Origin of the sequence: Blautia sp. OF03-15BH (assembly GCF_003463065.1) — a bacterium.
Lineage (GTDB): Bacteria > Bacillota > Clostridia > Lachnospirales > Lachnospiraceae > Limivivens.
Genome location: NZ_QSCM01000007.1, coordinates 105,013 through 127,981, shown reverse-complemented (window position 1 = coordinate 127,981; position 22,969 = coordinate 105,013). Strand labels below are relative to the sequence as shown.

Annotated in this window: 19 protein-coding genes and 1 pseudogene; 2 read left to right on the top strand and 18 right to left on the bottom strand. The window is 46.0% G+C overall.

Features of this window, described 5'->3' with window-relative positions; translation table 11 throughout:
- Positions 1-110: 110 nt before the first annotated feature.
- The 3 genes from DXA57_RS09610 to DXA57_RS09600 all read right to left on the bottom strand — a co-directional run bounded on the left by DXA57_RS09610 (position 111) and on the right by DXA57_RS09600 (position 4,212).
- Positions 111-1,616, bottom strand: coding sequence for a sensor histidine kinase (locus DXA57_RS09610; RefSeq protein ID WP_117766997.1), 1,506 nt, complete (start codon positions 1,614-1,616; stop codon positions 111-113).
- Positions 1,613-3,139 (bottom strand): response regulator transcription factor, encoded by a 1,527-nt coding sequence (locus DXA57_RS09605; RefSeq protein WP_158571290.1) that lies wholly within the window; start codon positions 3,137-3,139, stop codon positions 1,613-1,615. The genes DXA57_RS09610 and DXA57_RS09605 overlap by 4 nt, the downstream gene beginning before the upstream one ends.
- Positions 3,140-3,243: 104 nt before the next feature.
- Positions 3,244-4,212 (bottom strand): sugar ABC transporter substrate-binding protein, encoded by a 969-nt coding sequence (locus tag DXA57_RS09600; protein ID WP_158571289.1) that lies wholly within the window; start codon positions 4,210-4,212, stop codon positions 3,244-3,246.
- A gap of 580 nt (positions 4,213-4,792) precedes the next feature.
- Here DXA57_RS09600 and DXA57_RS09595 point away from each other — a divergent pair.
- Positions 4,793-6,208, top strand: a complete 1,416-nt coding sequence (locus DXA57_RS09595; protein ID WP_117766991.1) for a uracil-xanthine permease family protein — start codon at positions 4,793-4,795, stop codon at positions 6,206-6,208.
- A gap of 1,177 nt (positions 6,209-7,385) precedes the next feature.
- Here DXA57_RS09595 and DXA57_RS09585 read toward each other — a convergent pair.
- The 7 genes and pseudogenes from DXA57_RS09585 to DXA57_RS09560 form a co-directional block, all read right to left on the bottom strand.
- Entirely contained in the window at positions 7,386-8,165 is a 780-nt protein-coding gene (locus DXA57_RS09585) for a ZIP family metal transporter (RefSeq protein ID WP_117766989.1), read from the bottom strand.
- Positions 8,166-8,534: 369 nt separating this feature from the next.
- Positions 8,535-8,756, bottom strand: a complete 222-nt coding sequence (locus DXA57_RS09580; protein ID WP_117766987.1) for a DUF1667 domain-containing protein — start codon at positions 8,754-8,756, stop codon at positions 8,535-8,537.
- 83 nt (positions 8,757-8,839) lie between these two features.
- Positions 8,840-9,130: pseudogene (locus DXA57_RS09575) on the bottom strand (NAD(P)/FAD-dependent oxidoreductase); the annotation flags it as partial.
- Between the two features lie 29 nt (positions 9,131-9,159).
- On the bottom strand, positions 9,160-10,005 hold the full coding sequence (locus DXA57_RS09570; protein WP_117766983.1) for a sugar phosphate isomerase/epimerase family protein: 846 nt from the start codon (positions 10,003-10,005) through the stop codon (positions 9,160-9,162).
- A 5-nt stretch (positions 10,006-10,010) separates the two neighbouring features.
- Entirely contained in the window at positions 10,011-10,187 is a 177-nt protein-coding gene (locus DXA57_RS17195) for a hypothetical protein (RefSeq protein ID WP_158571287.1), read from the bottom strand.
- Between the two features lie 199 nt (positions 10,188-10,386).
- Positions 10,387-10,665 carry a hypothetical protein gene (locus DXA57_RS09565; protein ID WP_117766981.1) on the bottom strand — a complete coding sequence of 93 codons (279 nt, stop codon included), beginning with the start codon at positions 10,663-10,665 and terminating at the stop codon, positions 10,387-10,389.
- Positions 10,666-10,760: 95 nt separating this feature from the next.
- Positions 10,761-11,585, bottom strand: coding sequence for an MBL fold metallo-hydrolase (locus tag DXA57_RS09560; protein ID WP_158571286.1), 825 nt, complete (start codon positions 11,583-11,585; stop codon positions 10,761-10,763).
- Positions 11,586-11,905: 320 nt separating this feature from the next.
- Here DXA57_RS09560 and DXA57_RS09555 point away from each other — a divergent pair, with 320 nt between their 5' ends.
- Complete coding sequence (locus tag DXA57_RS09555; RefSeq protein ID WP_158571285.1) at positions 11,906-12,760, top strand: AraC family transcriptional regulator; 855 nt, start codon at positions 11,906-11,908, stop codon at positions 12,758-12,760.
- Positions 12,761-12,774: 14 nt separating this feature from the next.
- On the opposite strand, the gene DXA57_RS09550 is transcribed toward DXA57_RS09555, so the two are convergent.
- The 8 genes from DXA57_RS09550 to pth all read right to left on the bottom strand — a co-directional run bounded on the left by DXA57_RS09550 (position 12,775) and on the right by pth (position 22,929).
- The gene (locus DXA57_RS09550) at positions 12,775-13,140 is read right to left on the bottom strand and encodes a DUF1667 domain-containing protein (RefSeq protein ID WP_117766975.1); all 366 of its coding nucleotides are present in this window, start codon (positions 13,138-13,140) and stop codon (positions 12,775-12,777) included.
- 12 nt (positions 13,141-13,152) lie between these two features.
- Entirely contained in the window at positions 13,153-14,511 is a 1,359-nt protein-coding gene (locus DXA57_RS09545; RefSeq protein WP_243005758.1) for an FAD-dependent oxidoreductase, read from the bottom strand.
- Positions 14,511-15,965, bottom strand: coding sequence for an NAD(P)/FAD-dependent oxidoreductase (locus DXA57_RS09540; RefSeq protein ID WP_117766973.1), 1,455 nt, complete (start codon positions 15,963-15,965; stop codon positions 14,511-14,513). Before DXA57_RS09540 ends, DXA57_RS09545 begins: the two co-directional genes overlap by 1 nt.
- On the bottom strand, positions 15,958-16,707 hold the full coding sequence (locus DXA57_RS09535; RefSeq protein ID WP_117766971.1) for a glycerophosphodiester phosphodiesterase: 750 nt from the start codon (positions 16,705-16,707) through the stop codon (positions 15,958-15,960). Before DXA57_RS09535 ends, DXA57_RS09540 begins: the two co-directional genes overlap by 8 nt.
- 318 nt (positions 16,708-17,025) lie before the next feature.
- Complete coding sequence (locus tag DXA57_RS09530; protein ID WP_117766969.1) at positions 17,026-17,421, bottom strand: metallopeptidase family protein; 396 nt, start codon at positions 17,419-17,421, stop codon at positions 17,026-17,028.
- Positions 17,422-17,519: 98 nt separating this feature from the next.
- Entirely contained in the window at positions 17,520-18,728 is a 1,209-nt protein-coding gene (locus tag DXA57_RS09525; protein WP_117766967.1) for a peptidylprolyl isomerase, read from the bottom strand.
- A 77-nt stretch (positions 18,729-18,805) separates the two neighbouring features.
- Positions 18,806-22,360: a transcription-repair coupling factor gene (gene mfd, locus DXA57_RS09520; RefSeq protein WP_117766965.1), complete on the bottom strand. Its 3,555-nt coding sequence runs from the start codon at positions 22,358-22,360 to the stop codon at positions 18,806-18,808.
- Positions 22,357-22,929 carry an aminoacyl-tRNA hydrolase gene (pth, locus tag DXA57_RS09515; protein ID WP_117766963.1) on the bottom strand — a complete coding sequence of 191 codons (573 nt, stop codon included), beginning with the start codon at positions 22,927-22,929 and terminating at the stop codon, positions 22,357-22,359. Before pth ends, mfd begins: the two co-directional genes overlap by 4 nt.
- Positions 22,930-22,969: the final 40 nt, after the last annotated feature.

Below are 22,969 nucleotides of genomic sequence, written 5' to 3'. Positions count from 1 at the left end.
CTCCTTTAATTTGATAAATGGTTCTTTTCTATCTGTATTTATAATAAAAAAAATGCCATCTAACTTCAATCAGACGACATTTCAACATTTTGACTTTTCTATGTTTCTTTCTACTTCACAGCTTCTTTTAACACGCTTTCCTGATAAATGTCAAAAATTTTAAAGCCAATCCTAGCAAACTCTCCCTCACAACTTTCAAGTACCGGCTCCACTCTGCCGGGATAAAGTAATTGAAGTCTGCTATAAACATTACTCAATCCAATACCATGATCCCCTTTTGGATCCCTGTCCTCTTCTGATAATTGTTCTATCAATGATTTTTGTTGCTCTCTGGAAAGGCCGTTTCCATCATCATATACCGTCAGTAACGCATCTTCCCCCTCAAGCACAGCACTATAACAAACAAATCCCTTACTTTTGCTTCCTACTCCATGCACGATTGCATTTTCCAACAGTGGCTGCAATATTACCGATGGAATTTTTAAGTCTGCCAAATCCGGATCCAGATTCTCTTCAAATATAATTCGATCCTGAAAACGTAGTTTTTGAATCTCAATATAATTTTCAGTCATCTCAAATTCCTCTTCCAATGTCACGATCCGGTTAAATTGACTTAATACAGCCCTTAAAAAACGTGCCAATAAATTAGATGCATTCTGCACCTGTGGTGCATGCTCCAGATAAGCTAACCGCGAGATCATATTCAATGTATTAAACAGAAAATGAGAATTAATCTGAGACTGAAACACTTTCAATTTGGTTTTAGCTATCATAGCTTCCGCCTGTATTGTTTTCTCACGCTCCTTTTGAAGTTGAATTTCCAGATGCTGTTTCTTTTTCAACTCATCATACTGCATACGATTTTTATTCATCATTTGATAAAATGTCTGGTATAAAAGCCCCATCTCATCTCTTCTGGATGTTGGTGCTTCTGAAATATTCCATGATTCCGTTGATATTTCACGCACTAGTTTTGTCAGACGTTCCAATGGTTCCAAAAAATAGTTAACAAAAAGCGTTACAATTCCAATTAACAACACTGTTACAACTGCCAATAATATCAGAATATGTCTCTGTTTTTCAGAAGCTACTTCGTTTTGCAAAACAATCTGGGCAGAGATGTATTCTTCTGTCTCATTAATCGAATATGGTGCAAATGTGAGAACTAATGAATACAAATGGTCTGCTTTTTCCATCCTTTCCAATGCTGCAGAATCCGACGCTTTTGCCTGTTCTTTCAACTTTGCGATATATTCTGCCTCGTCCAGATAGCATTGACAAAGCCTCCCAAGATTATTTGACTGGGGACCAATCTGTACGTTTTGCAATAAAGTAATGAATTTTGTAAGTTCTTCACTACTCTCCTTATACAGTTGAAAATAATCTTCGTTTTTATAACCCACATAATTTTTCAGATTTGTATGTGTCCTAGCAATGCTAAAATATCCCCCGTAATAATCTTCTCTCAAAGATGTAATGACTCCAACATCTTCCGCCACTCTACGTCCATTACTTGCAAAAAGCACCGCTACCATCACACCATAAGCCAACAGACAGATGGAAAACAAAACCAACTTACAGCGAGAAGAATGAAAAAACAAAACCTTATCCTTCATCTTTCTTCCTCCTCTTGCAAAACTTGCAAATATTGAGACACACTCATTCCATTCCGCTTGCGAAATACTTCACAAAAATAAGTTTTACTGGAAAATCCACAGGAAGAAGCTAATTCACCTAATGTAATACCAGGGTTTTCATGTAGCAATTTTTCCGCATACTTTAACCGGATACTTGTCAGCATATCACTGAAATTCTGCCCTTTTATCTTTTTAAAATAACGGCTAAAATAAGAAGAATCCATTCCCATACGAGCTGCAGCTTCTGAAAGAGTAATGTGTTCTGTCGGATTCTTCTTTATCCACTCCAATACGTCCTCCAATGCGCCACTATTCCTTGTTCCAAGTGCCGCTTCCAATGGCTTTATCAATTCATCCAGCCATATGTCTATTTTCTGTTTTTTCAAAAATAACTCACAAAATTTTTCCGAATAATTTTGTTCCGGCCATATATCTTCCATTGTTTCCAAAAGGACCGGAACCAATTCCCAGAATACGTTTTCCTCACTTCCCGGAAAGTTCTCTTGTATACGCTTTAAGTAACGTCTAACTTGATCCGAAGTACCGTCTCTCAGATAACGGTTCAAACGACCGCTGATTTTTTCCAGTTCTTTCCGGGTTAAAAGCTGCCATGTCCTTGCAGGCATCCGAATATTTCCAGCAAGAGTTTTTCCATCCGATGCCCGTACCACTTTGCGGCAAGCACACACAATTTCTGCATAGTTATCGCATGGTCCTTCTGCTATTGTTTCCATATGGTTACTTTCTTTCATTCCTAAATGTGCTATCACATAAATTAATGTATATAACTGCTCTGGATCCATTCTCTGTTCTGGCTGCATGATCATCAGACAATGTCCTTCATCTATATATTCTGACGAGATCAAAAAACCTCCCTTCCGTAGCATTCTGATACTTTCTTCAAAATGCTTCATCCATAGTGGCTTAAAAGCGGTAAGAGAAGTAAATTTTAAAACCCAAGTGGAAAGTTTCTGATCTTCCGGCCAGTTTACTGTCCGAAAGAAATGATCAATTTGACGAGCATCTGCAGTATCTAGCACCAATAAGGACAACGCATACTGTCTGACATCCCGTACCAACTCCTCCATATCTCTTTTTTTCTTCCGTGCTTCCTCTTTTCGCTTCCATTCTTCTATACATCGTTCCAGCGTTTCTTTTAAATTGGCAGGATCCACAGGTTTGAGAATATAATCATACACATTCAAAGTTACTGCTTTTCTTGCATATGAAAATTTTGCATAAGCTGTATGAATCAGCATTACTCCGCTAAATTGCTTTTGATACAATATCTCACACAACCTCAAACCATTCATCACGGGCATTTCAATATCAATAATCAGAATATCCGGTTCTTTCTTCTCGATCTTTTCCAGGGCTTCTCTTCCATCCTGTGCCATCCAGATGACATCTGCTTGCGGAAATGTTTCTCTGATAAACTTTTGCATCGCTTCACGTTCAATCGCCTCATCTTCTGCAATCGCAAACGCTATTTTCTTTTCCATTTTTTCTCCGTTCATCTCTATACCTATACTTTGTTAGGCAGCCATCCATGATCATCTTTTCTTCGTATCTCTTGGCACTCTTTGCACTTGAAATACTAAAGAGCTCAATTACCCTCGTTTTCCCCCATAAGATTCGAATAAATCTGATAATCAATAAATACCTGTTCACATTCTTCGTTCTGCAGTTTTACAGCAGTATTCAAACTTTCATATCCCATCTGCTTCTGTTCCTGACCAACTAACACACTTACTTTTCCTTTTTCCAGTAGGTCTGCTGTTTCATCTGTATAATCAAAACCAAATACTTCTATCTGATCTGCAAATTCTACCTGACTTAAACACTGTACTACATTCTTTGTGCTTCCTTCGCTCAAAGTAAATATCACATCCGTTTTTGGATTCTGTTCTAGCGTCTTTCTTAGAAGTTCCACTTTACGGACATCGCTCTGTTCTTCCATCGGTAGCAATATCAGATTTTTCTTTCCTTCTTCTTCAAACATCTGCTCAATACCTTCCATGCGAAGTTCCATATTACTCATTCTCATATTTTCTACAGAATAAATCAACAAAGCCGTACCACTCTTATCTGTATCTTCTAGTGCCAGTCTGGCAAGTTCACTTCCCGCTTTTACATTATCAATACTCACACAGGTATTTTTCAGTTCTTCTGACACATCATTATCAATCATTACTATTTTAATACCTTTTTCTTTTGCTTCTCGTAACAGTTCATCTGTCCTCTCGTTCGCATTTCTAGAATAAGAAACAATCACTGCATCTGCCTGATACAAAATTGTCATCTCCAATGCACTATTTAAATCGATTGCAGGATAATTATTATATGCTTCTGTATAAATAATACTAAGATCTACATCTATGTCATCGGCCGCTTCCTCAATTCCTGCTACAACCTCTTTCCAGTAAATACCATTACTTTTTGCAGGCAATATGGCTGTCACTCTGTACCTCTCTGCTTTATTTTCGTTGTCACCTACACAGCATAGCATTAAAAATCCCCAAAACATTATTACTGCTGTTCCTGTCATGATCCAACACCATCGTTTCTTTTTCATTATTTTCATTTTCTCCTCTTACAAACCGGTTATATCCAAGGGCTTTTGCCCACAACTGACGCCTACGAGTTGCTCTGCTACAAAGTAGCTCCCGCAAATCTACAAAGATTAACACTTCTTAATTCTCTAAACATTTATACTTTTTATTCTTGTATTCCAATAGAATATCATGATTCAACCTTGTTATCAATTATTTTTCCGTGTGTTTTTTGTTACACGTACGATTTTATTTTCAACCACCTCCAATTCTAACTTAATTTAAACTGTGAATATCACAAGGAAGATTTTTTTCTCTCCATCTATTGACAGATTTTTTCATTGCTCTATATAATGATGATACCAGAGTCAAAAGGTCAGAAAGCCGATGCAAGCTTGCTTGCAAGAGGTTTTTTGACCTCTTGACCCGCCAAAAACATGAGTAAGTAGCCATTTTTCAAAGAAAAATGAGCGGATTACGAATGTTTTTGAGGATTGCGAGAGCAGCGTAGCTGCGCAGCAATCCGGGTATGAAATGAAGCTTGTAGTAATGCAGGGAAGTTTTTTCCCTCAAGCTTTTATCCAGGAAGGAGAAATTTAAAAAATGAAGCAATCTCAGTCAAAAAGCGGTTCCCCCTATGAATTCTATGGGAAGATCCCGCTCCGTCAGGCCATTCCTCTTGGTCTGCAGCACGTCCTTGCCATGTTTGTCGGCAACCTGACCCCGATCCTGATCATCTGTGGTGCCTGCGGTATCTCTGCCACATCCGGAGATGCAGAACTGGCAGCCCTTCAGGTCACTCTGCTCCAGAATGCCATGCTCGTTGCCGGTATCGTCACTCTGGTCCAGCTCTTTGCCATCGGTCCCGTCGGTGGAAAAGTCCCCATCATCATGGGTACCAGTTCCGGTTTTATCGGCGTTTTCCAGAGTGTGGCCAATGTCATGGGTGGTGGTATCCTTACCTATGGTGCAATCATGGGAGCCTCTCTGATCGGCGGTATTTTCGAAGGTTTCCTTGGCTTCTGCCTGAAACCCTTACGCAGATTTTTCCCGCCCCTTGTCACCGGAACCGTTGTTCTTTCCATCGGTCTTTCCCTGATCTCCGTCGGCATCCAGTCCTTCGGCGGAGGAAGCAAAGCTTCCGATTATGGTTCTCTGGAGAATCTGCTCCTCGGTCTCATCGTTCTGATCGTGATCATTGCCCTGAAGCATTTCTGCAAAGGGATCTGGAGTACTTCCGCGATCCTTTTTGCCATCATTCTCGGTTATATCCTTTCAGAAGCAATGAGTCTTTTCCTTCCCACCACCGGAGTAACTGCCGAAGGCGTGGAATACACAAAAGCCTGGGTACTGAACTGGTCCAAGGTGGCTGATGCCTCCTGGTTCGCTATTCCGAAGCTTATGCCTGTAAAACTGGTCTTTGATGCCCGTGCGATCCTTCCGATCCTGATCATGTTCGTTGTTACCGCAGTAGAGACTGTAGGTGATATCTCCGGTGTTATGGAGGGCGGACTTGGAAGAGAGGCGACGGACAAAGAACTTTCCGGCGGTGTTGCCTGCGATGGCTTTGGTTCTTCTCTGGCTGCCATTTTCGGTGTTCTTCCGAATACCTCCTTCAGCCAGAACGTTGGTCTTGTGACCATGACCAAGATTGTAAACCGTACAGCACTTGGCTTTGGCGCCGTTTTCCTGATCTTCTGTGGCCTGTTCCCGAAACTGGCTGCCCTAATCTCCATCATGCCGCAGAGTGTCCTTGGCGGTGCTGCCGTCATGATGTTTTCCTCCATCATCATCAGCGGAATCCAATTGATCACAAAGGAGCCCATGACCTCCCGTTCCATCACCATTGTTTCCGTTGCACTGGGACTTGGTTACGGTCTTGGTGCCAACAGCGCCGTGATCTCCGGTCTGCCCCAGTTTATACAGCTGATCTTCGGCGGCTCCGGCATCGTGCCTGCTGCCCTGGTAGCGATCGTGCTCAACATCATTCTTCCCAAAGAAAAAGCAGAGCAGAAATAACGTTTTAAAAACCTGAATGATTCTCATCGCAATTTTCTGTTGCATGATGGGCATTCAGGTTTTTTTATGAGGTATGAGAATGCTGATTCTGCATCTGTTCTTTTTCTATCTGCTGTATACTTTTTTCCAGCATTGGCAAATCTTCTGGCATAGTTCCTCCAATCTTTTCAATCGCAGTTCTTACTTCTTTTCCGACATTATAATGCACTGAGGTTTCAGGTTCCGCACCGACAATGTTATCTTTTCTTAATGTTTCTTCTGTTTGTGATAGGGATACATAAAATGACGAGTAGGAGTTAGTTCACGAGCCAATTATTTAATAAATGGCACAAAATGAAACGATCAAAATATCAGAGATAGCTAAATATAAGCCTGAATTGACTGCATATCGTAAAATACCGAAATAAGTAAGCAAAAATAGAGGCGTCAATTGCCTGAAAATCTTAAAAATCCAATTAGAGTCAATCAAATCGAAGTGATACATTGCCTGAAAACTAAAAAAAGCCAATTAGAGTCAACGAAATCGAAGTGATACATTGCCCGAAAACCCCAAAATTCCAAATAGAGTCAACGAAATCGAAGTGATACATTGCCTGAAAACCAAAAAAAGCCAATTAGAGTCAACGAAATCAGAGCGATACATTGCCTGAAAACTAAAAAAAGCCAATTAGAGTCAACGAAATCGAAGTGATACATTACCTGAAAACCAAAAAAAGCCAATTAGAGTCAACGAAATCGAAGTGATACATTGCCTGTTTTCTAAGGCGAGACCGCTGGGAGAAGTGCAAAGGAGGGCGGTGGACTCGCGATTTTGAGCCGCCCTCCTTTGCATATTTCCCATCACGCTTTCCCAAAAATGTCTATTAAATTCGCTGGGATAGCTTTCAGTGATATCTCTAAAAACTTGCCGTCAACCCATCCACCGTACGCCTTTGCATTTGTGAACTACTCGGCAACTAAGTGACCAGAGCATCTGAAATCTGGCGGGATACCGCCCTTTTTCAGGGTTCGTCCATGACACCAATACTGCTTACCGTTCGGCTATACAGCTACTTTTATTATTTCTGGATTTTTTAGTCCGGTTACGGACAGTTCTTTTTCCTTTCCGGATACGGAAAGATATTTCCGCAGGATATTAAATGCTCCTGCTGCATCCACAGTTAAAACAAAGGATAATTTACCCCAAGGTCACATCGAGCAGCATCATCAATACGAAGCCTATGGCAAAACCGATGGTACCGACATTGCTGTGTTCACCTTCACTGGCTTCCGGAATCAGTTCTTCGACGACTACATAAAGCATGGCTCCGGCAGCAAAGGAAAGAAACCAGGGCAGGACCGGTGTGAGAAGGTCTGAAAGCAGGATCGTAAGGAAAGCTGCAATGGGCTCCACCACACCGGAAAGCATTCCTCCTAGAAAGGCTTTTCCTCTGCTCATATCATTCTCCGCTTTCAGCGGAAGGGAAATGATGGCTCCTTCCGGGAAGTTCTGAATGGCAATACCAATGGCGAGGGCAAAAGCCGCAGCCGTGGTGATATGCGCATTTTCTGCCAGCATGCCGGCAAAAACCACACCAACCGCCATACCTTCCGGAATGTTATGAAGAGTGACTGCCAGTACCAGCATGGTACTTTTTTTTAGCGAACAGCTGGGTCCTTCCGCCTTCTCTGCTCCCATGTGAAGATGCGGGATCACCCGATCCATAAGAAGCAGAAAAGCCATGCCGGCCAACAGCCCTCCGCAGGCCGGGACAAAGGCCAGTCTTCCCATGGAAGCAGACAGATCCATAGCTGGGATCAGCAGGGACCAGACAGAAGCTGCCACCATAACTCCGGAGGCAAAACCAAGAAGTGCTTTCTGAACTTTTGTCCCCAACGCATTTTTCAGAAAGAATACACAGGCTGCACCCAGAGTGGTACCAAGAAACGGTATCATAAGACCGAAAAATACTGTCATGCTACTCTCCTTTTATCTGCCGTTGTTAAACCGGCAGATTCTCTTATACTTAATAAATGCTTTATCGATAAAATGGTTCCGACAGCTTTACTTTAGCATAGAGAACCGGATTTTTCCATTGGAGATGTGCTTCTTGACAGATTCTCTCTATAATGTTTCTAAAATATATGCTTATCGCTGAACATAGTGTAAAATCACCATTAACCTACCACTTTAAGGAGATATATGGCGAAAATCAGCAAGAATATTTAGCATTAACCCACTATGCCGTAACAAAGGCAAATCAAAAAAACATACAGCAAATTGTGCGATTGAAACCGTAAAGAAAAATGGCTACTCCCTTAAATCCGGAACAGCCATTTTTTCTTTTTATCTTCTTCCTACCGTTTTCGTCGCAACCAGATCCACGCCTGTCCCGGCGATGTCTGCCAGGATGATATCTCCGAGGTGGACCGGAGCCTGGACGGCGGCGGTGTGGATCGCTTCCATACATTCCAGGATCTTTCCTTTGGGAATGTCAGCTGCGGTTTTAACAGAGACCATGGGGATGACGCCGTTCTTTACCGGAACGCTGCTGGTTACAGTCCGCATCGGATTTGTACATTCTTTTTCGCCGTAGTCATAGCCGCGTTTGCAGGTGTATCCCTCAACAGAAAGGACTTTTTTTTCCAGATGGGGCGGTCCTTTTCATCAAAACAAAGCACCAGGGAACCGTTCCTCTTATAAGGAAAGTCCAGCTTTCTGGAAAGCTCCTCCAGCATCCGGCTTCCGCGGATGTTCATTTTGGCCTTCCAGCTGCCGGGAGCTGCATCAAAACCGGCATGGGCGATGCCGCTGTTTGCCTTGGAGGTGCCGGAACAGACGTCCTCTCCTTTTTCAAACAATGCAGTCTTCAAATCATAGCGGGAAAGCTCTCTTGCGATCGCTGATCCGGTCACACCCCCGCCAATGATCAGTAACATCATACATTTCCTGTTCCTCCTGCCTCTTAATTTTATTTTATGTCTCCATTCAGAAGGCTGTTGATATTTTCAGTTACTTCATCAAAAGAAATAATCCGTTCTTCCGATACCACATGACGGATCTCATATAAAGCAGGGCCACTGTAACCTGCGTTTTCCAACAGATCCAGTAATTTTCCCCACTGGTTGATCCCATGCCCCGGCAGATCATGTCTCTCATCGATAAAATCATAGTCAGAAATATGAAGCGAAACCGGACAATAGCCATGGGCGATCATATTTCTCAAGAATTCCACATTATCCTCATCCAGAGAATGATTCGTATCAAAAATAAAGGAGGTTCCTGTGGCTTTCAGAAGTTCGATCATCTCCTCGGAATGATTGCCAAGACAGGTCCGCGGAAGATTTTCCAGCGCAAGCACAATTCCATGCTCTTTTGCCGTCTGATTCAGAAGTTTCAGATTCTTTTTCGCATTTTCTATTCTCTTTGCCCTGTCTGCTTCCGGAATGGGTTCAAAGCTCGGATGGATCACTGCTACGCGGATTCCGGCTTCTTCTGCAGCTTCTATCAGCTTCCGGTCATCAGCCAGTGCTTCTTTCGCATCATCATTGGACAGATCCCATTTTTCTGAGAACGGAAGATGGATGCTCCAGATTTCAAGCCCCGACTCCTTACAGTAAGAAGCCAGTTTTTCTGCATTTTCTTCTTCTGTAAAACGATATTTATAGAAATATTCATCATGAGAAAAAGACAGTTCCACACAGTCAAAACCATGTTCCCCGACTTCTCTTAAGATCTCCGGATCAACTCCGATCGATTCTCTTTTCTCATTCTGAAAAAAACTAAGTGACATTCCTTTTTTCCACTGATATTTCATACTCTTCACTCTTTCATCCTTTTCATCATGATACAGATGTTCACGGTACGGAATGCATTGGAAATTTTTCCGCCGGCCCGTGCAAGCCCGTAAGCGGCAAGACCTCCTAATACGATTTCCAAAATACAGACTTCCACAACATAAACAAAGGAGTTTTTCATACCTTTCCAGAGATCTGCCATCAGTACTCCACCTCCCTGCTTCTAAAAAAAAGATACCCTCAGCGCATTTCCAAGGGGAACGATCATAAAGATCACAGTCAAAAGGAAGGCCGGTATGCTTAGTGATAACAAGATCCTTTTTCTTTTTTCTCCATCTTCTGTCATCCTCGCTGCTGGTAAACTTAAAAAAGGGAGCTGTCTTCCAGCTCCCTTCCTGTCTTTATGATTCCTGAGCAGCCTCGTAAAGATCTGTATGGTTTTCTTTCAGGTAATCGATGATCTCCTGCTTGCTGTCATCGGACTGATCTTCACAGAACATACCGGCAGCAACCTGGAATACATTCCACATACCGGACGGCATATATTTACGATCCCAGAGGTTATCGTAGAATACATTCGGGAAATGGGATTCCATTTCTTCCATCATCTGCATACCATAAGATTTTGTAGTCTCAGAAGGCAGTGTGCTGATCTCGCCTGCTGCCTCACAGACATTCATATTAACTGCTGTTCCAAGGCAGGAGCCGGTGGTTATCAGTGTATAAATTTTTCCATCCGTATCTTCAATTTGATAAAGCCCAACGTAACTGGCAGTTATACTTCAAAAGAACAGCCGTCATAGGCAACCTCATAGCCTTTCGGATTCTCCAGCGCACAGATTTTCTCATGCGTAAAGTCTCCGTAATGGGCCATATGGTTCAACACCAGTGTTGTTTTCTCATCGATGCATCCCATTTTTTTCAGACGGTCGCGGACTTCATCAACTGCCTGAAAACCCATATGCCCCTGTCTCCAGTCCCTGCTCAGTGCCGTACAGTCAAGACTTGCCAGATCCAGATATTTTCCTTCCAGAAATTTCCAGGTGCTTTCGGGGAAGATTCCTGTATCATGGGCATATAAGATCTGTTTTCCTTCTCTTTGGATCAGATACATCATGGACTTCTCCGATGGGTTATGATCTGCCAGAAGAGTCGTCACCTGATAACCATCCGGCGTTTCAAATGTTTCAAACGGCTGGATCTCATGGAACGTAATATATTGTTCCGGATCCCTGTAGACCCGCTTTGCATCCTCACACATACTTATAACTGTTTCATTTCCATATACGGTAAGTTTTTCCTCTGTAAGACCTTCTGCATACTGGTCAGCTCTCAATCCAAGATCTGCCGGAAAGAAATGATCGTGATGGCTGTGCGTAAGTAATAGCGTCCGGACTTTCCTGAGATTGAGTCCCAACACCTGTGCATGGTAATTGGTATCCGGTGGAAAATCCAGCAGCAATGTATCATCGATCAGTGCCTGGCTTCTGGTTCTTACATTCTTCCCTCCATACTTTCTTGCAAGCCTGCATGCCTCACATTCACAAAATAATGCCGGCCAGGCTTCCGCAGCTGATGTCCCATAATAAGTAATTTTCATGTCTGTCACCTCATCCGTTATTTTATAATTGAAAAGTTTCAGAGAAATTACATAAAATGTTGTCATAAACATTTTGTTTGTATTTAGAAAATATAGCTCTTTTTTGTATGTTTTTTCTTTTGTTTATCTTTTTTCTATTTTTCCTTCGTTACTTTTGATGTATTTCTCCGTCTGTTTTATCTTTCCATATTGTTATTTATACCATATTCTGGTAAAATGAAAAGAGAATTTTGTTGTTACTATTTCATATTTTGTTGTTCTATGATCCAATGGAAGTCTGCATAACAGCTACGTTGGAATTTTGTTTGAAAGGAGTTCTCATGACTGTTAAAAAAATCAGTTATTTCCGTTCCAATCCATCCACAAAGGAAACTATCACGATTCTGGACTGCGGTTACCATGAAACTCTGCATGGACATTATTCTACGCAAAAGGCAGTTGACCATTTTGTCCTGCATATCATTGTATCCGGCAAAGGAACTTATCAGCTGCGTGAACAGACCTATCATCTGCAAAAAAATGACTGTTTCGTTCTCTTTCCTCATGTTCCCATCTGCTATCAGTCTGATCCCCAGGATCCATGGGTCTACTATTGGGTTGGTTTTGATGGAACGGATGCTCTGGAAATCATGCAGTTGTGTAATATTACTTACCAGCTTCCTATCCTTCATTATGATTCGACAACAGAGCTTGCCAATATCATAAAACCTCTCGTTGACTTAAACACAGCGTCTATTTCCGACAGCTATTTTGCTCTTGGGCAGTTTTATGCTCTTTGTTCCAGACTGATGCAATACAACCAGAACATCAAACCGTTAACCAGAAAAGAATATTACGTAAGCCAGGCGGTTTCTCTGATTGAAAATTCTTATTTTAAGAATATTTCCGTGCAAAGCATTTCCGATGCTGTCGGTCTGGAACGCACGTATCTTTATCGCATTTTCAAAGAGATCACAGGCGTCACCATTCAGGAATATCTCACAGATCTGAAATTGAAAAGAGCCCGTTATTTTTTAACGAACTCTGATTTTTCCTGTGCTGATATTGCCTACTATTGCGGGTATCTCTCAGAACAATACTTTTCTATGGCCTTCAAAAAGAAAACCGGTCTCTCTCCTTCGCTTTACCGCCAGAAAGCACTTTCTGACCGTTCTTTTCATACAAAAGAAGAGTAAACCGGTTATCTTTCCTATCTTCTTCCTACCGTCTTCGTCGCAACCAGATCCACGCCTGTCCCGGCGATATCTGCCAGGATGATATCCCCGAGGTGGACCGGAGCCCGGACGGTGGCGGTGTGGATTGCTTCCATACATTCCAGGATCTTTCCTTTGGGAATGTCCGCTGCGGTTTTAACAGAGACCATGGGGATGACGCCGTTCTTTACCGGAACGCTGCTGGTTACAGTCCGCATCGGATTTGTACATTCTTTTTCGCCGTAGTCATGGCCGCGTTTGCAGGTGTATCCCTCAACAGAAATGACTTTTCCCGCTTCCAGGCTCACTGTCAGAGCGCAGCCCAGAGGGCAGCCGATACAGGTTAATTCTCTTTTTTCCATCTTCTCCCCCTCCTATTCTGCTTCGATGTGTACGGTGATCCGGGACAGCTCCGGATATTTTTCAAAATCACTGTGCCGGATGACTACCTGCTCCATCTCGCCGGGAGCCAGGATCCGTTTCTTTTTGCGGGATATCAGCTCACCATTGTAGGAGACGCAGAGATAATGGTCTTTCAATACGTTGTCCACACGGAAACGGATGAGGGTCTCTTCACCGGCTTTGTCCGGGCGGATCTTAGATGGAACGGTGTAGCGCACATGGGCGCCAGGTTCTACCGTGATGGCTGTTTTCTCCGCCTGCATCCGCCCTGCCGCTGTCTCCTGCTTCTCCGCCTGCTCCAGCACCAGGTCCGCCTCTGTGACGTTGTTTCCATTCTCCTTCAGCCATTCCGCCGCAGCTTTTCCTGCAAGGGCCGCTTCCTGGCTCACGAAATCCACGAGGTCGTGGACGTGGAGGACATTTCCACAGGCAAAGACACCGGATAGGCTCGTCTCCATGCTCTCGTTGACCAGGGGACCGCGGGTGACAGGTGACATCTTCGCCCCCAGCTCCTCCGTCAGTTCATTCTCCGGAAGAAGACCTACCGACAGGAGCAGCGTATCACAGGGAATGTATTCCTCTGTGCCGGGAATGGGTTTCATCCGCTCATCCACTTTCGCCAAGGTCACGCCTTCCACCCGCTCTTTTCCATGGATCTTCACCACTGTGGTAGACAGCTTCAGGGGAATGCCGAAATCGTCCAGGCACTGGACAATGTTCCGTTTCAGGCCGCCGGAATAGGGCATGATCTCTGCTACCGTATGGACCTTTGCCCCTTCCAGTGTCATCCGGCGCGCCATGATAAGACCGATATCACCGGAGCCTAAGATCACCACATCCCTGCCCGGCATCTTTCCCTCGATGTTGACCAGGCGCTGGGCTGTTCCTGCGGAATAGACACCGGCAGGACGGAAACCGGGGATATTCAAGGCTCCCCTCGGTCTCTCCCGGCAGCCCATGGCCAGGATGATGGCCTTCGTCCGGATCGTCAGGATGCCGTCCTTACGGTTCATGGCTGTGATGTATTTTTCGCCCTCTTCTTCTTCCAGGTCCACCACCATGGTGTCAGTAAGGCAGGGGATCCCTGCTTCTTCCACCCGTTTGATGAAGCGGTAAGCGTATTCCGGTCCTGTAAGCTCTTCCTTGAAGGTATGGAGACCAAAACCGTTGTGGATACACTGGTTCAGGATCCCGCCAAGGACCGAATCACGTTCCAGGATCAGGATATCTTCCACACCTGCCTCGCGGGCTGCCAGTGCTGCCGCCAGGCCTGCCGGTCCGCCGCCGATAATGGCCAGGGCCGTTTCCATGCTTTTTCTTCCTTCTGCCATTATCTCTCACCTCCTGTCAGCATCCGGGAGTCCCCTCCGGCCTTCGTGACCTCTTCCAGTGGGATTCCAAGCTCCCTTGCCAGGATCTCCATCACCTTCGTGGAACAGAAACCGGCCTGGCAGCGCCCCATGCCGGCCCTTGTGCGCCGTTTGATCCCGTCCAGGGAACGGGCTCCCAACGGACGGCGGATGGCATCGATGATCTCTCCCTCTGTGACTTTTTCACAGCGGCAGATGACCGTCCCGTAGGCCGGATTTTCCGCAATCAGCTCTGCTGCCTCTGCAGGATCCATGGAGGCGATGCAGGGGATGTCTTTTCTCGTTTCCTGAAAGTCACGCTTTTCTTCTACCTTCTTTGTCACCCGCAGTTTTTCCACAACTCTTTCCGCCATCCATTCCCCGATCGCCGGAGCACTGGTAAGGCCGGGTGATTCGATACCGACGGCATCAAAAAAGCCCGGTGCGTCTTTTACTTCGCCCAGAATAAAATCATCCCCGTCTTCGTGGGCACGGAGGCCTGCAAAGGAGGTGATCGTCACTCCTTTCGGGAGGCTCTTCACACTCAGAGCCGCTTTTTTCAGCACCTCGTCCAGACCTTCCGCCGTGGTGTCCACGCCCTCTTTGTCGGAAATATCCATGGCTGTCGGACCAACCATGAGGTTTCCGTGGACGGTCGGTGTCACAAGTACACCCTTTCCCATGGCTGTCGGCATCTGGAAGATCGTGTGGGAGACCAGGCGGCCTACCTTTTTGTCCATTAGGCAGTACTCGCCCTTCCGCGGAGTGATATGGAGTTTTTCTCCACTGACCTGATTGTGGAACGCATCGCCGTACAGACCGGCGGCATTTACCACGGTCCGTGTTTCATAGCTTCCTTTCTCCGTCACCACACGATAACCTTCCGCATGTTCCGGAAAGTCTGCCTTTTCTACTGTCAGCACTCCTTCCTTCAGATGGAACTCCACCCCGTTCACAACCGCATTCTCCGCCAGGGCGATGTTCAGTTTGAAAGGGCAGACGATGCCTCCGGTCGGTGCATGGAGGGCGCAGACCACAGCCTCCGAAAGGGCAGGCTCCAGTGCCAGAAGTTCTTTTTTCTCCAGGATCTCCAGCCCCTCTACCCCGTTCTTTTTCCCCTGCTCCAGAAGTTTTTCCAGATGGGGGCGGTCCTTTTCATCAAAACAAAGCACCAGGGAACCGTTCCTCTTATAAGGAAAGTCCAGCTTTCTGGAAAGCTCCTCCAGCATCCGGCTTCCGCGGATGTTCATTTTGGCCTTCCAGCTGCCGGGAGCTGCATCAAAACCGGCATGGGCGATGCCGCTGTTTGCCTTGGAGGTGCCGGAACAGACGTCCTCTCCTTTTTCAAACAATGCAGTCTTCAAATCATAGCGGGAAAGCTCTCTTGCGATCGCTGATCCGGTCACACCCCCGCCAATGATCAGTACATCATACATTTCCTGTTCCTCCTGTTTCCTGAATGATTTTTCTTGCTTTGTCCGGATAGTTGGTGATGATCGCCTCGATTCCGGCTTTTGCAAGTGCTTTCATATCTGCCTCTTCGTTGACCGTCCAGGCATGTGTTTTCAGCCCAAGATCTCTGGTCTTTTCCAGATATCCCGGATACTGGATATTGTAATAAAGCGGATGCAGTGCATCTGCACCTACCGTCTTTTTCGCATAATCCCAGACATTTACAATGCCATCTGCGTAAAGAATCCCGGTCCGTACAGACGGCTCCAGTTCTTTCATACGGATCAGGCTGTAATGGTTAAAGGAAGAATACCAGAGTTTCTCTTCCATTCCTTTCTCACGGGCCAGTTTCAGCAGTTTTTTCTCAATATCCGGATAAAAATAGATGCCTGTTTTCAGCTCTACATTGATCTCCAGTCCGGTCGGTTTCAAAAGATCATACACCTCTGCCAGTGTAGGGATCACGGAATTGGCATATTCCGGATGCGTCTGATTGGCTTTGAAGGATTTCAGCTCTCTTACCGTATAATCTTTTACCTTTCCCTTACCGTCCGTTACCCGGTCGATAATCTCATCATGGATCACCACCAGTTCTCCGTCTTTGCTCAGCTGCACATCCAGCTCCACGCCGTCTGCTTTCTGCTTTGCTGCCAGTTCAAATGCTTCCAGTGTATTTTCCGGTGCATATCCGGATGCTCCTCTGTGTGCCCATACTTTTGTATTCATCGTTCTGCCTCCTTGCGTTCTCATTCTTTTGGTTAGTTGTCCTGTTTTTATCTGGAAAAATATTTATAATTTGTATGTTTTGCATAAATTATATTTCTTTTTTCTGAAATTGAAAAGAGTTTTTTTCTGAAATTTTGAAATGCCATCTCTGCAGCTGCCTCTTTTACCTCATCCTCGTTGTTCAGAGCCCACAGAGAAGCACCACCGATGAATACGCCGCCCTTAGAATGCCCGAACTCAATAGAACCGTGCCCGCTAGCTGCACGATATGAAAAAAGCCCGGGAAATTACTTCCCAGGCTCAGGCTTCTTGGAATCTTCAGGATTCCATACTGTTTTCCGTTTCACGGCGCCGTCTGCGGTAATCGGCAAGCTCCAGGGCATCCTGTACCGCCAGGCCGTTTTCTCCTGCCATCGTTTCCAGATGATGGCGGAATTCATGCAGGACGGTCTTTCTCACCCGTTCTTTTAAGGCTCCCGGATCAAGCGTTCCATAAAGCCGCATAAAAGACCCGTAATAAATATGGATCATCCTTCCAAGGTAAGGATCCGTACAGTACTCTCCCAGAATGATGAGTTCATTGTGCAGAGACTCCGGATGGATCCTGCATTCTTCCTTTACATTCACACCGCCATTGAGATCCCGGAAAAAAGCTTCCGGAAGACTCCCTGCGATCTCATCCACCAGGTCTGCAAATGCTTCATACGTCACCATCGTTCTGCCTCCTTATCCCTGAAAAAAGCGCCCGGCCGCATCTTTTGCTGTAAGATCAAAAGAACGGCAGGACGCTTGTCTCTCGCAAAGTCTCTGTCTTATTTCTCCGTTGCGGTCTCCGTCTCAGTGGCTGCCTCGGTAGTTGCTGCCTCAGTCGCTGCTTCGGTTGCTGCCTCAGTCGCTGCTTCAGTTGCTGCCTCTGTGGTTGCCGCCTCGGTCACTGCCTCAGTGGTTGCCGCCTCGGTCACTGCCTCGCTTGCTGCTTCCGTAGCTGCTGTCTCTGCCGCAGTCTCGGTGGAAGTCTCTGTCTCGGTTTCCTTCATCTGATAGGTATCTGTAAAGCCAAGCGTTGCCAGAAGGTCAGAATCTGTGGAGATCTTCGCATCTTCTTTCCAACCGTCCAGAGTCGTGGTATAGAGATCGCTCTTTCTCTGAGAAATGATGGTATCCTTCTGCTCTTTGGTCTTCTCCTCATCGAAGGTTGTCACCATCTGAAGCACATAGTAACCGCCATCGGTCTCGATCAGTTCGTCTGCCACCTCACCGTCGGAAAGCTTGTCAGCCGCTTCCTTCAGAGTATCATTCAGGGTACCATTGTCTGTGCCGTAAGAGCTGGTCACCGGAGAACGATCCTCTCCCAGCTCCGTAAGGGCATCTGCCATATCCTCGCCGCTCTTGACTGCATCCAGGAGCTTCTGTGCCGCTTCTTTCTTGGCAGCCTTATCTTCATCGCTCATTTCCACAGAGTTTCCATCTTCGTCGGTGCTTCCTGCCGTGCTGAAAAGAACGTATTTTACGGTCTTCTGTGCCGCTTCCTCATCGCTGACATTGGTATCCACATCTGCAATGATGGCATTGTACATTCTGGACTGGACCGTATAAAGAGTCAGAAGACGCTCCACGTTCTCCTGTGTGGCGTTCATGGCTTTCATAGTCTTCTCATCGTTCGTTTCAATGAATTTCTCTGCCGCATCTGTGATCTTTGTCTTGTCTTCATCTGTGATAGAAACACCGTAATCACTCATATGCTGCTCCATCAGGAACATATTTTCAATGCTCTCAACCACATTATTCTTTGTCGTCTCGCCATAGGTTTCCCACATATTGTCACCCATGAAAGAAGCATAAAGACTCTGCATCTGTGCCTGATTATAACGCAGCATCAGATTTACCAGTCCGAGACTTGCCGTATCATCTCCCACGGTAACTGCTGCCTTTCCTGCCTTGGAACCACAGCCGGTCAGTGAAGCTGCTGCCATGCAGGCACACAGACCTGCTACCAGTAATTTTCTCCCTAATTTGTTCATAAAAATGAATCCTCCTGTCTCATTACCTTCTGCTATTATAGCCCTTTTTTCCTCTTCCCGCAACGATTTTGTAGAATTTACACACTTTTTTCACAGGCTGCTCCCGGTACCAGTGCCTGAAATTCCTTCAGAAGTTCTCCCACCACGTAGAGTACATCCTGATTATCGTTTCCGCTTTTTCTGGGCTTGCTGTAAAGGAAATAGGGATTGGTATCAATGACAAACTTCAATCTGCCTTTTCCCCTTTTCACCAGTTCTTCGATCTTCACGGGATCCGCAATGGCATGTTCAAACATGGTAAAGCGGATAAAATCACCTTTCTGCGCCACCTCGGTAAAATAACAGCGGTGGGCCAGCGCCTTGAGGCTTGCAATGGAAAGCAGATTCTGTACGGAACGGGGCGGTTCTCCGAAGCGGTCCATGAGCTCTTCCAGCATATCATCCCGCTCTTCTTCTGATTCAATACCGGCGATCCTTTTATAAATATCCAGCTTCTGCATCTCGTTTTTGATGTAACGCTCCGGAATAAAGGCATTTACATCCAGATCGATGGTTGTCTCAAATTCTTCGTTCTCCTGCCATTCTCCCTTCTGTTCTTTGACTGCCTCATTGAGCATCTTACAGTAGAGGTCGTATCCCACCGCCTCCATATGGCCATGCTGCTCCGCTCCCAGCAGATTTCCGGCTCCCCGGATCTCCAGATCCCGCATGGCGATCTTAAAGCCGCTTCCAAGATCCGTAAATTCCCGGATCGCATGCAGTCTCTTTTCTGCTACTTCTTTCAGCATCTTATTCCGTTTATACATCAAAAAGGCATAGGCCGTCCGGTTGGATCGTCCTACCCGGCCCCGGAGCTGATACAGCTGTGAAAGCCCCATATTGTCGGCATCATGGATGATCATGGTATTGACATTGGAAATATCAAGTCCCGTCTCAATGATGGTCGTAGACACCAGCACATCGATCTCTCCATTGATAAAATCATACATGATCCGCTCAAGCTCATGCTCCTTCATCTGCCCGTGTGCAAAAGCCACATTCGCCTCCGGCACCAGCTTGGCAAGGGTGTTTGTCATCTCCACAATGGTATTGACCCGATTATAGACATAATAAACCTGACCTCCCCTTGCCAATTCCCGGCTGATGGCCTCCCGGACCATCTCTTCATTGTATTCCATCACATAAGTCTGAATCGGTACCCGTTCACTTGGCGCCTCCTCCAGCACACTCATATCCCGGATACCGATCAGGCTCATGTGAAGCGTTCTGGGGATCGGTGTCGCCGTCAGCGTCAGCACATCCACATTTTCCCGAAGCTGTTTGATCTTCTCCTTATGAGTCACGCCAAAACGCTGCTCCTCATCAATGATCAGAAGCCCCAGATCCTTAAACTGCACATCCTTCGACAATACCCGGTGCGTTCCGATCAGGATATCCACCAGTCCTTTTTTCGTGTCTGCAAGTGTCCTGGTCTGCTCCTTCTGTGTACGGAAGCGGCAGAGCAGATCCACCCGTACCGGGAAATCCTTCATCCGCTGGACAAAATTATTGTAATGCTGCTGTGCCAGGATCGTGGTCGGTACGAGAAAGACTACCTGTTTTCCGTCCTGTATGGCCTTAAATGCTGCCCGGATGGCAATTTCTGTCTTTCCGTAACCCACATCTCCACAGATCAGCCGATCCATGATCTTGGTGCTTTCCATATCCTTTTTGGTTGCCTCAATAGCAGCCAGCTGATCATCCGTCTCATCATAAGGAAACGCTTCTTCAAATTCTCTCTGCCAGACGGTGTCTTCGCTGTATACAAAACCGTTTTTTGCCTGGCGGACCGCATATAGTTTGACCAGATCCTGGGCAATAGCCTTTACTGCTGTCCGTACACGTGTCTTCGTCTTATTCCAGTCCTGTGTTCCCAACTTGTTCAGTTTTGGCTGCTTTGCGTCAGCCCCGGCATATTTCTGAATGGCATCCAGCTGCGTAGCCAGTACATAAAGAAAGCTATTTCCCGCATACTCGATCTTCATGTAATCCTTGGCTACCTTATCGACCACGATCTTCTCAATGCCACGGTAAACGCCCAGACCATGGTTTTCATGCACCACATAGTCTCCCACGGAAAGCTCGGTAAAGCTCTGAATCTTCTGACCTTCGTAGGTCTTCTGCCGTTTCTTTTTCTTGTGTTCTTTTCCAAACACGTCACTCTCTGAGATAACCACAAATTTGATCAGCGGATATTCAAAGCCACGATGGATGTTTCCACAGGCCGTCATGATCTCTCCAGGCTCCGGCACCCGGTCCATATCTTCCGAATAAAAAGCCGTAACTCCGTTTTCCGTCAGATCCGCAGCCAGCCGTCCCGCCCTGGTCCTGGAACCGGAAAGAAGGATCACACGGTAGCCATCCTTTTTCCATCTGGCCAGATCCTTTACCAGAAGCTCAAAGCTGTTATTATAAGGGTTGACACTCCGTACCGACATGCTGTACTGGTTTACCACCCGGAAATGCCCGCGGGCCGGATCCAGAGTCGAAAGGCCAAGCGTATGATTTTCCGTCAGTCTGGAAAGAGCTGTCGCTGTCCCGGACAAGAGCTTCATCTGTCCCGGAAGCAGATAGCCTTTTTCCAGCCGCTGCATCATACTCTCCTGGAACTCTGCCTCGATGGCTTCTCCTTCCTGCTGTACCCGGTTTGGTTCATCCAGGACAAACAGGGTTTTCTCCGGATCCAGATACTGCGAAAAACAGACCGTTTCCTTGTAGAAATAATCGATCATGCCATCCAGTCCCAGGCTTTCCTGTCCCTGAAATTCTGTGAGTTTCTCCTTTGTCTCGGCAAAAAGTGTCCCAAGACGGTGAGCACCTCCGCGGTTTCCCTGCTTTTCCATGGCTTTTTCAGCCGTCTTCACATCGGCTTCCATGCGCTTTAAACCATCCTCGATCCTTTCAGGATCTGCAGGAACCTCTGTGGCAGGATAGATCACCAGTTCTTCCAGATTTTCAATGGAACGCTGGCTCTCCACATCAAAACTCCGGATCGAATCCACCTCATCGCCCCAGAGTTCCACCCGGACCGGTGTTTCCTCTGTCAGCGGGAAAACGTCCAGAATGCCACCGCGGATGGCAAACTGTCCTTCGCCTTCCACCTGCCCCATCCGTTCATAGCCCAGAGCCACAAGCTCCTTTTTCAACTCTTCCAGATTTAGAGTGCTGTCCTGCCGGATGGTACGGATATTTTTCTGAAATTCCCCAAGCGGGATCAGATGATCCATACAGCTTCCCATGGTTGTAATGATCGTTCCGCCTTTTCCGGAAAGGATCTTTTCCAGTACCCGGATCCGCTGCTGCACGATCAGACTGCTGTGGATATCCGCACTGTAAAAGATCAGGTCCCGTGCCGGAAAAAGCAGCACATTCCTGTCAAAACAGCGATAATTATCATATATTTCCCTGGCTCTCAGTTCACTGTACGTCACAATGACCCGAAAAGGAAAATCTTCTCCACAGCCATAGATAAAATGAGCCTTCTGGGCATCGATGCAGCCCTGCACCTCTGTCATGCCTTTTTTCTTTTTCAGGCTTTCCCGTATTGACTCAAATTCCCCCAGTTCTTTCAGGGGTTCTGTAAAAGCTTTCATCTCTCTACCTTCTTATTGTAATGGTTCATGGCACCGGCACAGTCCCCCTGAACCATCATGGCAATGGCTTCCACCGCCCGGTCCATGGCTTCTTCCACCAGTTCCCGGTCTGCTTTCTGAAAATGTCCCAAAACATAATCTGCCAGATCATAATGGGCCGGCTTTTCTCCGACTCCCATCTTCACCCGCATAAATTCACTTCCCAGGTGGGAAATGATGCTCTTGATCCCGTTATGACCGCCGGCACTTCCTTTGACCCGGATCCTCAGCTGCCCCGGATCCAGGCTGATATCATCATAAATGACGATCAGCTCCTCCGCCGGATCCAGCTTATAGAAATCTATGATCTCCCGGAGACTTTCTCCGCTGAGGTTCATATACGTCTGGGGTTTTACCAGAATAACTTTCTGTCCCTCGATATAACCGCTGCCGCAGACAGCTTTGTGCTTCTGGTTATCAATGGAAATGTGATACTTCTCTGCCAGCTTATCCAGAGTATCAAATCCTACGTTGTGACGGGTATGCTCATACTGCTTTCCCGGATTTCCCAATCCTGCTATGATATACATCTTTTTCTCTCCTGTTCTCTTTATGTCTTATGCATTCCGG

Bases quoted from the DNA above. Each gene is read 5' to 3' on its own strand.
- DXA57_RS09595 (WP_117766991.1), top strand. From the start codon at position 4,793: ATGAAGCAATCTCAGTCAAAAAGCGGTTCCCCCTATGAATTCTATGGG.
- DXA57_RS09610 (WP_117766997.1), bottom strand. From the start codon at position 1,616: ATGAAGGATAAGGTTTTGTTTTTTCATTCTTCTCGCTGTAAGTTGGTT.
- DXA57_RS09525 (WP_117766967.1), bottom strand. From the start codon at position 18,728: ATGAACAAATTAGGGAGAAAATTACTGGTAGCAGGTCTGTGTGCCTGC.
- DXA57_RS09560 (WP_158571286.1), bottom strand. From the start codon at position 11,585: ATGAAAATTACTTATTATGGGACATCAGCTGCGGAAGCCTGGCCGGCA.
- DXA57_RS09540 (WP_117766973.1), bottom strand. From the start codon at position 15,965: ATGTATGATGTACTGATCATTGGCGGGGGTGTGACCGGATCAGCGATC.
- DXA57_RS09530 (WP_117766969.1), bottom strand. From the start codon at position 17,421: ATGGTGACGTATGAAGCATTTGCAGACCTGGTGGATGAGATCGCAGGG.
- pth (WP_117766963.1), bottom strand. From the start codon at position 22,929: ATGTATATCATAGCAGGATTGGGAAATCCGGGAAAGCAGTATGAGCAT.
- DXA57_RS09545 (WP_243005758.1), bottom strand. From the start codon at position 14,511: ATGGCAGAAGGAAGAAAAAGCATGGAAACGGCCCTGGCCATTATCGGC.
- DXA57_RS09535 (WP_117766971.1), bottom strand. From the start codon at position 16,707: ATGAATACAAAAGTATGGGCACACAGAGGAGCATCCGGATATGCACCG.
- DXA57_RS09600 (WP_158571289.1), bottom strand. From the start codon at position 4,212: ATGAAAAAGAAACGATGGTGTTGGATCATGACAGGAACAGCAGTAATA.
- DXA57_RS09570 (WP_117766983.1), bottom strand. From the start codon at position 10,005: ATGAAATATCAGTGGAAAAAAGGAATGTCACTTAGTTTTTTTCAGAAT.
- DXA57_RS09565 (WP_117766981.1), bottom strand. From the start codon at position 10,665: ATGAATGTCTGTGAGGCAGCAGGCGAGATCAGCACACTGCCTTCTGAG.
- DXA57_RS17195 (WP_158571287.1), bottom strand. From the start codon at position 10,187: ATGGCAGATCTCTGGAAAGGTATGAAAAACTCCTTTGTTTATGTTGTG.
- DXA57_RS09585 (WP_117766989.1), bottom strand. From the start codon at position 8,165: ATGACAGTATTTTTCGGTCTTATGATACCGTTTCTTGGTACCACTCTG.
- DXA57_RS09550 (WP_117766975.1), bottom strand. From the start codon at position 13,140: ATGGAAAAAAGAGAATTAACCTGTATCGGCTGCCCTCTGGGCTGCGCT.
- DXA57_RS09555 (WP_158571285.1), top strand. From the start codon at position 11,906: ATGACTGTTAAAAAAATCAGTTATTTCCGTTCCAATCCATCCACAAAG.
- mfd (WP_117766965.1), bottom strand. From the start codon at position 22,360: ATGAAAGCTTTTACAGAACCCCTGAAAGAACTGGGGGAATTTGAGTCA.
- DXA57_RS09605 (WP_158571290.1), bottom strand. From the start codon at position 3,139: ATGGAAAAGAAAATAGCGTTTGCGATTGCAGAAGATGAGGCGATTGAA.
- DXA57_RS09580 (WP_117766987.1), bottom strand. From the start codon at position 8,756: ATGCGGACTGTAACCAGCAGCGTTCCGGTAAAGAACGGCGTCATCCCC.